Origin of the sequence: Pseudomonas sp. Marseille-Q1929, assembly GCF_017316265.1 — a bacterium.
Classification (GTDB): domain Bacteria; phylum Pseudomonadota; class Gammaproteobacteria; order Pseudomonadales; family Pseudomonadaceae; genus Aquipseudomonas.
Genome location: NZ_JAFLWU010000009.1, coordinates 68,181 through 83,323, shown reverse-complemented (window position 1 = coordinate 83,323; position 15,143 = coordinate 68,181). Strand labels below are relative to the sequence as shown.

Here is a 15,143-nt window from a genome sequence, read left to right as displayed (position 1 = left end):
TCCGGTCAGCACAAATGAAAGACCCGTTAGCGGGTAGATGCGCAGCTCATCGCAACGACCATGCCAACCAGCTATCAGGCTGATTTATAACGAATTTATTTGATATCGGAGTTTCAGGAAGCGCCGACTGCTGCCAGCGCAGCAGGCCACCAGCAGCCACTGCTGCCAATGCCACAACCAGCACGGTTGCGTCGCGCCAAAGCCCCTGCGCACGGGCCAATGCGCGCTGGCGCAGAACTTGCTCAGGGCTGGCGTGAGTGTTTTTTCATCTGCCCAACGAGACGTTTACCCATGAGCGACATCGCCCTGCCCCTACGCACCGAACGCCAGGCCCTGGACGCCGCCCGCGCGGCCGCCCTGCGCATCGCCGAGCTGGCCCGCGACCCTGCGAACAATGAGCAACTTCCCAGCCGCCAGGCCCAATGGCTGTCCGATTACGGACTGACCGCCATTGGCGTGCCCAGCGCCTTGGGCGGCCTCGGCGCCTCAGTAGAAACCCAGGTGGAGGTGGTGCGCATCATTTCCACGGCCGACGGCGGCGTCGGCCAGCTGTTGCAGATTCACTACGTGATGCTGCGCGGCATCCTCGAGGACTACAGCGCCACGGCACGCCAGCGCATCGTCAGCGATGTGTTGGCCGGCAAGCGCCTGGCCAACGCCTTGGCCGAAGTCGGCGGGAAAAACAAATTTGCCCTGAAGACCCGCGTCGAGCGGCGCGCCGACGGGCAACTGGTGCTCAACGGCAGCAAGTTCTATTCGACCGGCGCCTACCTGGCCGACTGGATCTGGCTGGCCGCCGCCTCAGAGCAAGGCGGCGCGGGTATCTGGCTACACCGCGACACCCCCGGCCTGACCCTGGTGGACGACTGGCGTGCCTTTGGCCAGCAGCATTCGGTGAGCGGTACCGTGCGCTTCGATGACGTGATCCTCGACCCCGACTTCGTGTTGCTGCGCGAAGGCCCGATGAAGCGCACCGGCCTGACCTTCCCGCAAATCCTCCACGCCGCTATCGACACCGGCATCGCCGCCGGCGCGTTGCAGGCCGGCGTCGACTACCTGCGCCAGCACGCACGACCGTGGGTGGAGAGTGGCGTCGATCACGCCTATGAAGAACCGCACGTGATCCGCCAGATCGGCGAATTCGCCGTGGCCCTGCGCGCCGCCGAATCCCTGCTGCGCGACGCCGCCCGGCTGTTCGACCAGCATCTGCTGGATGAGCACGACACAGTTCTGCAAAGCGAGCTGATCCTGGCGGTGGCGACGGTGCGCGCCCACTCCGACAGTGCCTCGCTGAAAATCTCCAGCGAGATCTTCGCCCTGCTCGGCGCCAGTTCCGCCCTGAGCAAATGGAACCTCGACCGCTTCTGGCGCAATGCGCGGGTGCACACCACCCATGACCCGATCCGCTGGCGTTTGCACCATGTCGGCAATTACTACCTCAACGGCGTGGACCCCGGCGAATACACCGCGATCCTCGCCAAAGGTGAACAAGGCCGCAAGACCGGTTGAGGGTTGCTGCAAGGAAGCGCCAATGTGTGCTCCAATCGCCGCCGATTCGCCCCAACCATCGGCACTACAAGGATATTGCGCACATGGCTGCTTCCAATAAATGGCTGATGTCATCAGTCGCTTATTACCTCGACTTTTTCACCGTCCCGCTGTTTATCGCCCTGGCCCTTTACCTCGCGCCGTTCGACGCCGGCCTGGCCCTGCTGGGCCTGCTGGCCTGGACGCTGGTGGAGTATTCGACGCACCGCTTCCTGTTCCACTCGCTGTACCGCCGCGAACACTGGACCCACCATGTCGACGTGCTGGCCTATATCGGCGTGTCGAGCTGGAAGACCAGTTCCACCTTCGCCGCCCTGCTGCTGTTTGCCTGGTACACCGGGCTGACCTCGGTGTTTATCGGCGCGGTCACCGGTTACTTCTTCTACATTTCCCTGCACTACGTGATGCATCGCCCCGAGCACTGGGCTTACCGCTACATTCCCGGTTTGGTGGCCAACCACGACCTGCATCACCGCAAGGGCATCGAGAAAAACTTCGGGGTGTCGTCCCCGCTCTGGGACCATGTCTTTCGCAGCTACATCCGCGCCGAATCGCTGAGCACCGAGGAAAAGCCAGCCTGACCCGTGGGTCGCGAATACTCAGGGTCATCAATCACCCGCACATGCTGGGCCAGCAGCAAGGGCAGTTGCGCTTGCAGGAACTCCACCCAGGTGCGCACCTTGGCATCCAGGAAGCGCCGGGACGGATACAGCGCGAAGATGCTGCGTTCACGCAAGCGGTGATCCGGCAACAGGCGCACCAGCGAGCCGTCCTGCAACGCCTGATACACACTGAACAACGGCAACAGGCTGATGCCCATGCCTTCCTGCGTGGCCTTGACCATGGCGTCGGCCACGTTGGTCCTGAAGGTGTCGCCCGGGGCAATGGCCAGGTCACCCGCTGGGCCTTTGAACAGCCAGGCGTCTTCCTGGAAGTCTTGCAGGTGCAGGCGCCGGTGTTGCATCAGGTGCTCCGGCTGTTCGGGCACGCCGTGCTGAAGCAGGTACCGGGGCGCGGCGCAGGGCACGCTGAACAACTGGCCAAGCGTCTGGCTGACCAATGCCGAGTCGGGCAGTGAGCGGGCAATCGAGATCACCACGTCGTGGCCTTCCTCCAGCGGGTCCGGGTTGTGCTGGGACAGGCTCAGCTCGATGCACACGTCGGGGTAACGCTCGCTGTAACGCGCAATCAAGGGTGTGATCAGTACGCCCAGCCCGCTCATGCAATGCACGCGCAAACGCCCGCGCGGGTTGAGATGGTCGCCGTGGGCTTCCGCTGTGGCCTCGCGGACGTCCTCCAGGATGTCGCGGCAACGCAGCAGAAAGCGCTCGCCGGATTCGGTGAGGCACAGGCGTCGCGTGGTGCGTTGCAACAGGCGCGTTTGCAGGTGCTTCTCCAGGTCGGAGACCAGCCGCGACACTTGCGCGCCGGACAGGTCCAGGCACTCGGCGGCGGCGGCAAAGCTGCCACTGTCGACCACCCGTGCAAACACCTGCATGCCGTGGAGCAGGTCCATCAGCGCGGCCCCGCGATTGCTACGTAAAACGTATGAGTCATTTACCCGCTCCTGTCTTTAACCCTGCGCTGTGCTGGCTAAACTGAAGCCTACTGACAGAGGGTCATCCCATGAACATCAAGTTTTGCAGCCTTATCCTGCTCTTCGCCGCCAGCGGCGCTTTCGCCGCCGACAGCGTGCCGGATGTGCAGCGTGTGGTTTCCGTCACCGCCGTGCCTGGCGGTTGCCAGGTGGCGCCGGCCACCCTGGTGTATCTCGACAGCCAGGGCGTGCAGCACACCGTCAACTACCTGGTGATGGGCACGTGCCAGGGCGGCGTTTAAAGCAGGGTCCAGGTGTAGCTGAGGATCAGCCGGTTCTCGTCGATATCACTGCGGTAGTTGGAACGCGCCATGACATTACGCACGCGAATGCCCAGGCCGCGTAACACGCCGCTTTGCACGGCGTAGCCGATATCGAGGTCGCGCTCGCGGTCCTTGCCTTCGAATCCCGCGCCGGTGGTCACGTTGTCACCGCTGATATAGCGCAGCGTGGTGATCAACCCAGGCACGCCGAGTGCGGCGAAGTCGTAGTCATAGCGCGCCTGCCAGGAACGTTCGTCGGTGTAGGCGAACTCGTAGGTGGGCACCTCGTTGCCCAACGGCGTGACGTTGGCAAACACCCGGGGGAACGCACTGTCGCCGTACATGGCCTGGTAGCCGACATACACTGTGTGGCCGCCGTGCCGGGCTGACAGCAGCGAGAAAAATGCCTGGTTGTCGATCTTGCCCAGGCGTTTTTCGCCGTCTTCCCGCGCCGTGTAGTAACCGAGGTTGGCGCCCAGCAGCCAATTCCCGAACGGCTGGCTGTGCTTGAGGCCGAGGAAGTTCTGCGCGTAGATGTCTTGCAGCTCGCCACGCCACAGGCTGACGCTGGTGCGGTTGGCGTTGAAGGCGTAGTCGCCGCCCACATAGTCGAAGGCATCGCTGTCGGCGCTGCGCTGCGGCACGTGGCCGAGCATGGCGAGCATCTTTTCATCACCGGCTTCGTTGCGCAGGCTGGTGGTGGTCAGGTGGCCGGCCTGTAGCGTGAGGCCTTTGATCTCACTGGAGCTGATATTCACCCCTTGATAACTCGGTGGCAGCAGGCGGATATCGCTGAAGGCCAGCACCGGCAGGTTGGGCTGCAATTCGCCGACCTTCAATTCGGTCTTGGACAGCCGCGCCTTGAAGGTCAGGCCCAGGCGGCTGTAGTCGTCTGCCGCGCGGCCATTGTCCTTGACTGGCAACAAGCCGGTATTGACCCGGTCCGGGCTGCTGTCGAGCTTGAGGCCCAGGGTGCCGAGTGCATCCAGGCCAAAGCCGACGGGCCCCGGGGTATAGCCGGATTTGTAAGTGAGGATAAAACCCTGGCCCCACTCTTCGGCCTTGGACTGTTTATTCGCGCCGACGATATCGGAGAAGTCGCGGCTGAAGTAATAGTTGCGCGCTTGCAAGGTGGCGCTGGAGCCGTCGAAAAAGCCGCCCTCGGCCGCCGTCGCGGCGAGGGGCATGCCAAGTAGAGACAGCCAGAGTCGCTGGGTGGTCTGCTGATTCATGTCGTTGCTCTTTTAATTGTTGTTATCGACGATGGGGAATTCAACGCGCGCCAGCCGCCTCCAGGCGCTCGCGCGGCCGGCGCACATTCAGCGCGTAGGTCAGCATCGCCAGCGCCGCGATTGCGCCGGGAATGGCAAAGACCAGGAAGTTCAGTTGCAATGGCAGTTCCGCCGACATCAACGCGCCCCCCAGCAACGGCCCGACGATTGCACCATTGCGGCCGATGCCGGACGCCCAGCCCAGGCCGGTGGCGCGAATGGACAAGCCGTAGAGCTGCGCGGCAGCGGCATACAGCAGGATTTGCGTGCCAATGGTGGTGGCGCCCGCGAGGAAGATCAGCAGGTACAGGACCGGCATCGGGCTGTTGAACCCCAGCAGGCTGATGGACACCACGCCGGTCAGGAAGAAGCAGATCATCACTTTGATCAGGTTCAAGCGGTCACCCAACCAGCCACCCACCAACGCCCCTGCCATGCCGCCAAGGTTCAGCGCGACCAGAAAAGACAAACTTGAACCCAGGCTATAACCAGCGCCTGCCATCAGCTTGGGCAGCCACGAACTCAGCGCATAGACCATCAGCAGGCAGCAGAAAAACGCAACCCAAACCATGGCCGTGCGCACGCCCAGCCCGTGGCGGAACAGCTCCACCACCGAGGCGCCCTTGGCTTTCACATCGTTGAGCACCAGCTCATCGCCCGCCTCGATCTGCGTGCCCGGCGACAGGCGCATCAGCAACCCCCGCGCCTGTTCGTGGCGGCTCTGGCGCACCAGGAAGCCGATGGATTCCGGCAGCCAATACACGATGATCGGCAACAGCAACAACGGCACAGCCGCCGCGAAGAACATCGACGACCAGCCATAGTTGGGCAGCATGAAAATCCCCACGCTGGCCGCGAGCATGCCGCCCAGGGAATAACCGCTGAACATCACCGCCATCAAGGTACTGCGCAGTTTCTTGGGTGCGTATTCGTTCATCAGCGCCGCTGCATTGGGCATCAGCCCGCCACAGCCAAGCCCGGCGATAAACCGGCAGATACCAAATTCCGTGGGGCTGCTGGCAAAGCCGTTGACCACCGTGGCCACGCTGAACAGCGCGAAGCACACGGCGATGCCTTTCTTGCGCCCGAAGCGGTCCGCCAGGCTGCCGAACACCAGTGCGCCGAACATCATGCCGAACAGCGCATAACTGCCCAGCGCCCCGGCTTGCAAGGGCGAAAGCCCCCACTCTTTCATGATGGACGGCAGGACCACGCCGTAGATGAACAAATCGTAGCCGTCGAAGATCAGCAGCAAGGCACACAGGCCCACCACCATCCAGTGGAACCGACTGAAGCGGGCGTTATCGATAATTGAATGAACGTCATGGGTACGCATGGCAGTGCTCTCTTTATTGTTGTTGTGAGTGCAAAGGAGGCTCAACCCAGGTCGCCGCCTCCCACGGGCAGGGTCACGCCGGTGATGTAGGAGGCTTCGTCAGACGCGAGAAACAGGATCGCGCCGGCTTGTTCGTCGATGCTGCCGTAGCGTTGCATCGGGCTGCTGGCGAGGGTCTGGTCGACGATCTGTTGGTACCAGACGCGTTCCTGTTCGGTTTGCGCCTGGCTGTTACGCGGAATACGGCGCGGCGGGGCTTCGGTGCCACCGGGCGCCGTGGCATTCACACGAATGCCGCTGCCGGCGGTTTCGAAGGCCAGGCACGCGGTGAGGGCATTCACGCCGCCCTTGGCCGCGCCATACGGCACGCGATTGACGCCGCGTGTGGCAATCGACGAGACGTTGACGATGGCGCCGCCGCCCTGCGCCAGCATGTACGGCAACACGCAATGGCAGCACCACAACGTGGGGAACAGCGAGCGGCGCACTTCGGCTTCGATTTCCGGCGCGGCGTAGTGCTCGAAGGGTTTCGCCCAGATCGTGCCGCCGACGTTGTTGACCAGGATATCGATGCGCCCGAAATGCGCCTGGGCTGTCGCCATCACCTGCGCGCAGTCGGCGTGTTGCTCCAGGTCGGCGGTGAGGATCAACGCGCGCTCGTGCTGCAACTCATGCACCAGGTCCGAGCGATCGACCGCCACCAGCCAGGCACCCTCCTCCAGCAAACGCTCGGCTACGCGCCGGCCAATGCCTTGGGCAGCGCCCGTCACGAGCGCCACCTTGTTGTTGAACCTTAAAGTCATGGGGCTTCCTCAGGCGGCATCGCCGGTGACGATGGCGTTAGGGGTGAATTTCTCGTAGTGGAAGCTGGCCGGGCTGACGCCTTGGCGCTTGAAGTGCTCGCGCACGGCATCGACCATCGGCGGTGGCCCGCACAGGTACACGTCGACGTTACCGCCGTGGAGGGCGTCGCCGGGCATGTGCTGGGTGACATAGCCCTGGCGTGGGTGGCTGGTCTGCGGGTCGGCGACGCAGGTGACCACGGTGAGATTCGGCAAACGCTGGGCAAACCCGTGCAGCGCCTCGACCATCACCAGGTCCTGGTCGCGGGTCACCCCGTAGATCAGCGTGATTGCGCGCGTCTCCTGGCGTTCGGCGAGCACTTCAAGCATCGACAGAAACGGCGCCAGCCCGGTGCCACCGGCCAGCAGCAACAACGGCCGCGCCACCTCGCGCAGGTAGAAACTGCCCAGTGGACCGGTCATCGAGACTGCGTCGCCGGGCTGGGCCTGGGCCAGCCAGCTGCTCATCAACCCGCCTGGCACCTGCTTGATGAGGAAACTCGCGCGGCGCTCGCCGGGGCGGCTGCTGAAGGAATAGGCGCGGGTCTGGCCGCTGCCTGGCACGCCGATATTCACGTATTGGCCCGGCAGGAAGACCGGCGCTTCGTGCAGTTCGAAACTCACCTCCACCGCCGCATCGGCATGGCGGGTGATGTTGGCCAGCGTCGCGGCAAATTGCGCGGTGCCGGTCTTGCACGCGCTGGACAGCACCGGCACGGCGATCACGCAATCGGACTGCGGCACCATCTGGCAGGTGAGTACCTGGCGTTCCTCGGCTTCGTCGGCGCTGAGGGCGTCGTCGATATAGTCGTCGCCCAGCTCATAGGCGCCGGTCTCGCAGCGGCATTTGCAGGTGCCGCACACGCCGTCCGAGCAGTCCATGGGCAGGTTGATACGTTGGCGAAAGGCCGCGTCGAGGACCTTCTCACCCACCTTGCAGTCGATGAAACGGGTCACCCCGTCCTCGAAGTTCAGGGCAATGGCGTACGTCATTGGGGCGTCCTCAGATGTGATAGATGTCGATGACCTGATGGATGTAGTCGTTTTTCAGCACCACCTTCTTGCGCGTGATCAGCGGCTGTTCGCCGCGCAGGTCAAGGTGATAGAACGAGGTGCCGAAGTACGTGTCCGTGGTCTTGTAGCGGTGGCTGAGGGTTTGCCAGTTGAAGCGCAAGTGCACCTGCGCGCCGTCGTCGGCCAGCACTTCGAGGTTGGTGATCAGGTGCGCGGTGCGCGGCTCTGGCGTGCTGGCGCTGGAGCGTTCGGTCTTGATGCGGAACACGCGGTCTTCCAGGCCGTCACGGCTGGGGTAGTAGATCAGCGAGATTTCGCGCTGGGGGTCTTCGGTGAGGGTGTCGTGGTCGTCCCACGCCGGCATCCAGTATTCGACCTTGGGCGAGTAGCACGCCAGCCATTCGTCCCACTGGCGGTCATCCAGCAGGCGCGCTTCGTAGTAGAGAAAGTCGAGCAAACGGTCACGGGAGGCGCTCATGACAGCACCACCTTGTCGCTGGCGATCAGGTGTTGTTGCTCGTGCTGGATAGCGCGTTGCAGGCTTTGCGCCCAATGGGCGTGCTGGCGCACAAACAGGCCTTCGTCTTCGGTCTTGACCCCGCTGAGCTGCGGCTGCATGCCCATGGCGCGGGCGTTTTCATCGGCGCCTTCGACCCATTGCTTGGCGCCACGGCTGAGGTCGTTCCACAAGGTGGTCGCGCCCTGGTAGCCGGTCTGGCAGGCGCGGAACTCTTCCAGGTCATCCGGGGTGCCCATGCCGCTGACGTTGAAGAAATCTTCGTACTGGCGGATGCGCGTGGCGCGCTCCTCGGCACTTTCGCCAATGGGCGCCATGCAGTAGATAGTGACTTCGGTCTTGTCCACCGCGAGCGGGCGCACCACGCGGATCTGTGTGGAGAACTGGTCCATCAGGTAGACGTTGGGATAGAGGCACAGGTTGCGCGTTTGCTCGACGATAAAGTCGGCACGTTCCTGGCCCAGGCGTTCGGCGAGCGCCGCGCGGTGGGCGTGGACGGGGCGCACTTCGGGGTTGAGCAGGCGTGTCCACAGGAGGATATGCCCGTGCTCGAAGGCGTAGACCCCGCCGAGGCTTTTCGACCAGCCATTGGCGTCGACGGTGCGGGTGCCTTCGGCCTCGTAGTTGCGCCGGCCCATGGTCGCCGAGTAGTTCCAGTGCACCGAGCTGACGTGGTAGCCGTCGGCGCCGTTTTCGATCTGCAGCTTCCAGTTGCCGTCGTAGACATACGAGGAACTGCCGCGCAGCACTTCCAGGCCCAGGGGCGCCTGGTCGACCATCTGGTCGATGATCACGCGGGTTTCACCCAGGTAATCGCTGAGTTCCGGCACCGTCTCGCTGAGGCTGCCAAACAGGAAGCCGCGGTAGTTTTCGAAGCGGCCCAGGCGCGTGAGGTCGTGGGAGCCGTCGCAGTCGAAGCTGTCGGGGTAGGCGCCGGTCTTGGCGTCCTTCACTTTGAGCAGCTTGCCGGCGTTGCTGAAGGTCCAGCCGTGGAACGGGCAGGTAAACGAGCCTTTGTTGCCTTGTTTGCGTCGGCAGAGCATGGCGCCACGGTGCGCGCAGGCGTTGACCAGGCCGTGCAGGGTGCCGTGCTTGTCGCGGGTGATGACCACCGGTTGGCGGCCGATCCAGGTGGTGAAGTAGTCGTTGATCTCGGGCACCTGGCTTTCGTGCGCCAGGTAGATCCAACCGCCTTCGAAGATGTGTTTCATCTCCAGGGCGAACAGGTCGGGGTCGGTGAAGATGTCGCGGCGGCAGCGGAAGACCCCGGTGGCGGGGTCTTCCTGGACGGATTCGCCGAGTTGCCGGGCGAGGCGGTCGAGTGTGCTGATCATGGGGTAGGCCCTCGGTTGTTCTTGTATCAGGCGCCTTCACTCTAGGGGCACGCTGCAACCGTCAATATCCGCTGGCTGCAATTCGCTATCCGCCGGGCGCGCGGCGTTTCCAGGTCTGCGACGGCAACTCGCCAAAGCGCTTGCGATAGGCCTCGGAAAAGCGCCCCAGGTGCACGAAGCCGTGATCCAGCGCCACCTCGGTCACGCTGCGCGCCGTGGCCAGTTGCAGGCGTGCGTGCACGCGCTCCAGCTTGCGTTGGCGCACGTAGTCGCGCGGCGACAGGCCGACCTGGCGTTCAAACAGGGTATAGAGCGAACGCTCGCTGACCTTGGCGGTGGCCATCAGTTGTTCGACGCTGATGTCGTCGGTCAGGTGCTCCTCGATAAACTGGCGCACCGCTTCGAAACCGCCGCCCTGCGCCACGGGCGGGACCACGCGCAGGACGTTGCTGGCCAGCAGCGCCAGCAGTTTGTTGGCCACGATGCGCTCGTACAGGCCTTGCACCTCGGGCTCGGCGGCGTTTTCCGCCTCATGGCAGATCAACCCCAGCAGTTGCAGGAAGCCGCTCATCTCACTCAGCGCATGACGCGCCGTGGCAAAGCGGATGCCCTGTTGCGGCAGGGTCCAGCGCTGTTCCAGGCAGGCGTTTTCCAGCAGGCGCACCGGCAACTTGATGATGAATTTCTCGCAGTCGGCGGAATAGGTCAGGTCCACCGGGTCATCCGGGTTGATCAGCAGGATCTCGCCGGGCTGGAACACCTGTTCGACGCCACGGGCATTGGAACGGCAGTGGCCACTCAGGAGGATTTGCAGGTGGTAGATGGTCTGCAGCGCCTCGGACGTGACCTGCACCGGCGCGCCGTAGCTGATGCGGCACAGGTCCAGGCTGGAAAAGGTGCGGTGGCTGATGCTCGCCTGCGGGCGCCCGCGCGGTGGCAGGCGAATGCAGTGGCTGCCCACATGCTGATTGACGTAGTCGGAGACCGCGTAGGCATCGGCACGTTGGAAGATCTGGCTGCGCTCACTCAATAGCACGGTCATGGTTGCGCCTCTTTTATAGTTATTGGGTGCAGGCTGACGCCTGGGGGTGTGGCCGTCCAATATGGATAAGGTCTCAATGAATACCCAGCGGGTATTGACGTGTCTAGTGCGTCACGCAGTGAGCAATTGGACTTATTACGAAACAATCTAGCCGCCCATACACCGGACTGCGCCGCCTTATCTACGCTCAGCAACGTGCCAGGAGGCGTATTGAAGAGTCCATGACGGACCCACTGTCTCCTGGCGCCTGATGCCTAGGAGATCACGATGAGAAAGGAAACCCATCGCCCCCGGCCTGGGTTCGGCTGCGCGTTGTTCGGCGCATTGCTGAGCCCACTGGTCGTCGCGGCCCCCACGCTGTCTACGCAAATCCCCTTCGATGTCACCGCCACCCCGCCGTTTTCCCTCACCAGCCTGCAACAGAACTTCGACGATATGTCGTGGCAGACGTTTATCGCGCTGAACTGGCCAGCCCTGGCCGATGGCAACCCCAATACCGGTGTGCAAATCGGCCAGCAGGACGCGGCCACGGTGTGGGAAGGCTACCGGGAGAGCTACCAGATCTTCCTGCCCCAGGGGCAGAAGCCGCAGCCGTTTCGCGCGCCGGCGGCCGTGCCGCCGGCCTGTGAGGGCAAGGGTTCCGGACGTTTGCTGCAACAGATGGGCAAGGTCCCGGACGTGCTGGACGAGTTTATCCAACCCTTTGAAAGCGGCCCGCTGGTGGACCAGAGCGGCGTGTACACGCGCAATGAAATCGTGGTGAACCAGTCGATGTTCGATGGCATCGTCAACAACGGCCTGTACAGCGTGCAAGGCCAGCAGGCGTTTTTTGCCGCCAGCCCGACCAATGCGGTGGCGTTCAGTTGCGGCAACCCGAGCACCAGTGAGGTGGGCTCGATCATGGTCAAGGCGTCGTGGAAGGTGCTGGACGGCAACGATAAGCCCGGCAGTTTCCACACCGTCGATGCCTTGGTGTATACGCCGGGCAACAGCGACCCGAGCAAGGGGCCGGTGGTGGCGGAGTCCTGCACGGCCGAGCCGGTGGGCCTGGTCGGCCTGCACATCGTGCACAAGACCACCAGCGCGCCGCAGTGGGTGTGGTCGACCTTCGAGCACGTCGACAATGTGCCGGAAAAGACCACGCCACCGGCCGAGCGCAAAGGCCCGTACCTGTTCTACAACGCCAGCAGCCATGGCGAGGTCAACCAGCCGCCGCCACGCCCTTGGAACCCGGCGGTGAAAGCGACGCCGTCGCAGATCGTGCGCGAGATACCGCTGACCGATGCGACGAAAGCCCTGAACAGCACCTACCAGACGTTGCTGCGCACGGTTAACCCCAACAGCGTATGGGCCAACTACCAGTTGATCAGCACCCAGTGGCCGACACTCAGCGGCCAGCCGCCGTGCCAGATATCGGCCACCGTGCCCCTGGGCAAGCCGGCGCCGTCGTTCCTCGCCAATGCGACCTTGGAGACCTACATCCAGGGCAGCGTGCCCCAGGCGTCGTCCAGTTGCATCGCCTGCCACGGCAACGCCGCGACCCACGTCACGCAGTCGCCACGCACCAGCTTCGCCGACTTCACTTACCTGCTCGAACGCGCCCAATCCACCGGGGCAACAGGGAGCCAGCCATGAGTACCGACCTCGACAACTTCACCGGCCTGAGCGTGGTGCTCACCGGGATCAACCAGGAACTGCTGGCGCCCTCCGTGGACCCCATCGGCCTGCCCACCACCTTCCTCGATTTCATCGGCCCGCGCCTGGGGCAGAACGTGCTCAGCGCCCTGCTCGGCCAATACGCGTCGTTGCTGGCCGAGCAACAAACGCCGCAGCAAATCGGCACCGCGATCCTCATGCAGAACGGCCAGCCCGCCACCACGCAAACCGCCCAGGCGGCACGCGCGATCATGAAGCTGTGGCTGCTCGGCGTGTGGTACCAGCCGTATACCCAGGGTGCATTCCCTGCGAATGAGCAAACCGTGGTCAGCGCCGAGGCCTACACCCAAAGCTGGGCGTGGAGCATCGCCCAGGCGCACCCGATGGGCTACAGCGAGTTCTTCTTTGGCTACTGGAACAGCGCACCACCGAGCCTTGAGGAGTTCACCGGCGTTGCCGCCAATACCCAGCCAGGAGCGTCGTCATGAGTACCGAACAAGCGGATGTAGTGATCGTCGGTGCGGGCCTTGCGGGCAGCCTGATTGCCTATCAACTGGGCCTGGCCGGGGTAAAGGTGCTGGTGCTGGAATCCGGCCCGGAAATCCCGGCGAACCGTAACCAGTACCTGGAGCGGTTCTATACCGCCACCCTGAAAACCCCGGAGTCGCCCTACCCGCCCGTCAGCACCCTGAGCCCGGCGCGCAACCCGGCCGAGCAGAACGCGCCGCGTGCGACCATCGCCGACCTGATCCTCGGCTGGAACAACCCTGACGTCAGCTACCTGGTGCAGAAAGGCCCGCTGCCGTTTACCAGCACCTATGAGCGCGTGGGCGGCGGGACCACCTGGCATTGGGTGGCGACGTGCCTGCGCATGCTGCCCAATGACTTTCGCCTGAAGTCGCTGTACGGCGTCGGGGTGGATTGGCCGATCAGCTACAACGACCTGCAAAGCGCGTATTGCCGCGCCGAGGCGGAAATCGGCGTGGCGGCCAACGTCGCCGACCAGGGCTACCTGGGCATCACCTTCCCCGCCAACTACGAGTTCCCGATGACCAGCATCCCGCTGTCGCTGGTGGACGGCAGCTTTGTCACCGCGGTGCAGGGCCAGTCGTTCCAGGGCTTGCCGCTGGTGGTCAGCCCGACCCCGGCCGGGCGCAATTCGCAGCCCTATGCCGGGCGCCGGGTGTGTGCGGGCAATACCAATTGCACGCCGATCTGCCCGATCCAGGCCAAGTACGACGCCACGGTGACGATGAACAACGCACTCAACACCGGCAATGTGCGGATCCTGTACAAGACCGTGGCGAGCAAGGTCACCGTCGCGGCGGATAAGACCATCAGTGGCATCGAGTTCATCCAGTATCAATTGGGCGATGGGCCGGCGACCGGCACCGGCGTGGCCATCGGGCAGCGTTATGTGATCGCTGCGCATGCCATCGAGACGCCCAAGTTGCTGCTCAATTCCACCAGCAGCGCCTGGCCCAACGGCGTGGCCAACAGCAGCGGCCAGGTCGGGCGTAGCCTGGCGGACCACCCGATCTACCTGGCCTGGGGCTTGATGCCCGAAGGCAAAACGGTGTTCCCGTACCGGGGGCCGGTGTCCACATCGGGCATTGAAAGCCTGCGCGACGGGGCGTTTCGCAGCCAGCGTGCGGCGTGGCGGATCGAGATCGGCAATGAAGGCTTCAACTGGCCGATTGGCGATCCCTACACCACCGTCGCCGACCTCATCGATGGCAGCAACGTCAGCCGCACCAACCCATTGCCAGATACGGGCGGCTCCTCGCAGGTGCTGTTCGGCACGGCGCTGGTGCAACAGTTGAACAACTTGCTGACCCGGCAATTTCGCGTGGGCTTCCTGGTGGAGCAAGTCGAGGACGACCCGAACAACGCCAACTGCTACATCGTGCCGTCCAGCCAATACAAGGATCGCCTGGGCATTCCGCGCCCGGAGATCCATTACGACCTGTCGGACTACACCAAGGAGGGCTTCAAGCAGGCCCGCATCCTCGCCAGCCACGTCATCACCGAGCTGCTCGGGGCAACGGAACTGACCGCCGACATCCCGCCGGGGGTGTTCGTCTACGAGGGCGAATCCTATTCGTTCCAGGGCGCCGGGCATTTGATGGGCACCTACCGCATGGGCGCCGATCCGAAGACCTCGGTGGTGGACAAGTACCAGCGCAGTTGGGACCACGCCAACCTGTTCCTGGTGGGTGACGGCGTGTTCCCCAGCACCGGCACGTCCAACCCGAGCCTGACCATCGCCGCGCTGTCGATCCAGGCCGGCGACACCCTGTGCAACGACCTCAAGGCCGTGACCGTGCAGGTGCAGGCCAACCAGCCGTGGCAAGGCACCGGCGTGCAGATCAGCGGGCCGAGCCCACGCCTGGTGCGCTACGTGAGCGGCAAATGGCTGGCGAGCCCGGTGGGCGGCATGGTGGATGGCAATGGCAGCCCGGGGTTGATCGCCAAGGCGGGCTATACGTTGCCGGGGGCCAATGAAGGCGCGTTGATTGGGCGCGTGGGCAGTGGGGGGACGCCGTTTTTGGTGGGGGATTTGGCGCTGGTTCCGCCGGGGGAAACCGGGGAGCTGCAACTGTGTATTAATGACGATCTGGAGGGTAGGTATGGGATTGGGCTTGCGGATAACCAGGGGGCGCTGACGGTGCAGGTCGCGTTCGGCACCCTGTAAGCCTGGGTGAGGCTGCGCCAATGCAGCC

At 63.9% G+C, this 15,143-nt stretch carries 14 protein-coding genes; 6 read left to right on the top strand and 8 right to left on the bottom strand.

Annotated features, from left to right (window positions below):
• Positions 1–291: 291 nt before the first annotated feature.
• Together J1G37_RS12870 and J1G37_RS12865 are read left to right on the top strand one after the other, a co-directional pair.
• Entirely contained in the window at positions 292–1,509 is a 1,218-nt protein-coding gene (locus J1G37_RS12870; RefSeq protein ID WP_207042156.1) for an acyl-CoA dehydrogenase family protein, read from the top strand.
• Between the two features lie 83 nt (positions 1,510–1,592).
• Positions 1,593–2,129 carry a sterol desaturase family protein gene (locus tag J1G37_RS12865; RefSeq protein WP_207042154.1) on the top strand — a complete coding sequence of 179 codons (537 nt, stop codon included), beginning with the start codon at positions 1,593–1,595 and terminating at the stop codon, positions 2,127–2,129.
• Here J1G37_RS12865 and J1G37_RS12860 read toward each other — a convergent pair.
• The gene (locus J1G37_RS12860; protein ID WP_207042152.1) at positions 2,084–3,064 is read right to left on the bottom strand and encodes a LysR family transcriptional regulator; all 981 of its coding nucleotides are present in this window, start codon (positions 3,062–3,064) and stop codon (positions 2,084–2,086) included. The two genes, J1G37_RS12865 and J1G37_RS12860, sit on opposite strands and share 46 nt — an antisense overlap.
• A gap of 110 nt (positions 3,065–3,174) precedes the next feature.
• Between J1G37_RS12860 and J1G37_RS12855 the strand changes: the two genes are divergently transcribed.
• The gene (locus tag J1G37_RS12855; RefSeq protein ID WP_124524482.1) at positions 3,175–3,387 is read left to right on the top strand and encodes a DUF2790 domain-containing protein; all 213 of its coding nucleotides are present in this window, start codon (positions 3,175–3,177) and stop codon (positions 3,385–3,387) included.
• Here the strand turns inward: J1G37_RS12855 and J1G37_RS12850 are convergent.
• The 7 genes from J1G37_RS12850 to J1G37_RS12820 form a co-directional block, all read right to left on the bottom strand.
• Positions 3,384–4,640, bottom strand: a complete 1,257-nt coding sequence (locus J1G37_RS12850) for an OprD family porin (protein WP_207042150.1) — start codon at positions 4,638–4,640, stop codon at positions 3,384–3,386. The genes J1G37_RS12855 and J1G37_RS12850 overlap by 4 nt on opposite strands.
• A gap of 40 nt (positions 4,641–4,680) precedes the next feature.
• On the bottom strand, positions 4,681–6,015 hold the full coding sequence (locus J1G37_RS12845) for an MFS transporter (protein ID WP_207042148.1): 1,335 nt from the start codon (positions 6,013–6,015) through the stop codon (positions 4,681–4,683).
• A gap of 41 nt (positions 6,016–6,056) precedes the next feature.
• Complete coding sequence (locus tag J1G37_RS12840; protein ID WP_207042146.1) at positions 6,057–6,818, bottom strand: 1,6-dihydroxycyclohexa-2,4-diene-1-carboxylate dehydrogenase; 762 nt, start codon at positions 6,816–6,818, stop codon at positions 6,057–6,059.
• Between the two features lie 9 nt (positions 6,819–6,827).
• Positions 6,828–7,850 (bottom strand): benzoate 1,2-dioxygenase electron transfer component BenC, encoded by a 1,023-nt coding sequence (gene benC, locus J1G37_RS12835; RefSeq protein WP_207042144.1) that lies wholly within the window; start codon positions 7,848–7,850, stop codon positions 6,828–6,830.
• 10 nt (positions 7,851–7,860) lie between these two features.
• Positions 7,861–8,349: a benzoate 1,2-dioxygenase small subunit gene (benB, locus tag J1G37_RS12830; RefSeq protein WP_207042142.1), complete on the bottom strand. Its 489-nt coding sequence runs from the start codon at positions 8,347–8,349 to the stop codon at positions 7,861–7,863.
• Positions 8,346–9,722, bottom strand: a complete 1,377-nt coding sequence (locus J1G37_RS12825) for a Rieske 2Fe-2S domain-containing protein (RefSeq protein ID WP_207042140.1) — start codon at positions 9,720–9,722, stop codon at positions 8,346–8,348. Before J1G37_RS12825 ends, benB begins: the two co-directional genes overlap by 4 nt.
• Positions 9,723–9,807: 85 nt before the next feature.
• A complete protein-coding gene (locus J1G37_RS12820) occupies positions 9,808–10,764 on the bottom strand; it encodes an AraC family transcriptional regulator (RefSeq protein WP_124524489.1) in 957 nt (318 codons plus the stop codon).
• A 267-nt stretch (positions 10,765–11,031) separates the two neighbouring features.
• Here J1G37_RS12820 and J1G37_RS12815 point away from each other — a divergent pair, with 267 nt between their 5' ends.
• From J1G37_RS12815 to J1G37_RS12805, 3 genes are read left to right on the top strand one after another with little or no spacing between them, the layout of a single operon-like run.
• Complete coding sequence (locus J1G37_RS12815) at positions 11,032–12,399, top strand: cytochrome C (RefSeq protein ID WP_207042136.1); 1,368 nt, start codon at positions 11,032–11,034, stop codon at positions 12,397–12,399.
• A complete protein-coding gene (locus tag J1G37_RS12810) occupies positions 12,396–12,908 on the top strand; it encodes a sorbitol dehydrogenase (RefSeq protein ID WP_207042135.1) in 513 nt (170 codons plus the stop codon). Before J1G37_RS12815 ends, J1G37_RS12810 begins: the two co-directional genes overlap by 4 nt.
• Positions 12,905–15,115 carry a GMC family oxidoreductase gene (locus J1G37_RS12805; RefSeq protein WP_207042134.1) on the top strand — a complete coding sequence of 737 codons (2,211 nt, stop codon included), beginning with the start codon at positions 12,905–12,907 and terminating at the stop codon, positions 15,113–15,115. The genes J1G37_RS12810 and J1G37_RS12805 overlap by 4 nt, the downstream gene beginning before the upstream one ends.
• Positions 15,116–15,143 lie beyond the last annotated feature (28 nt).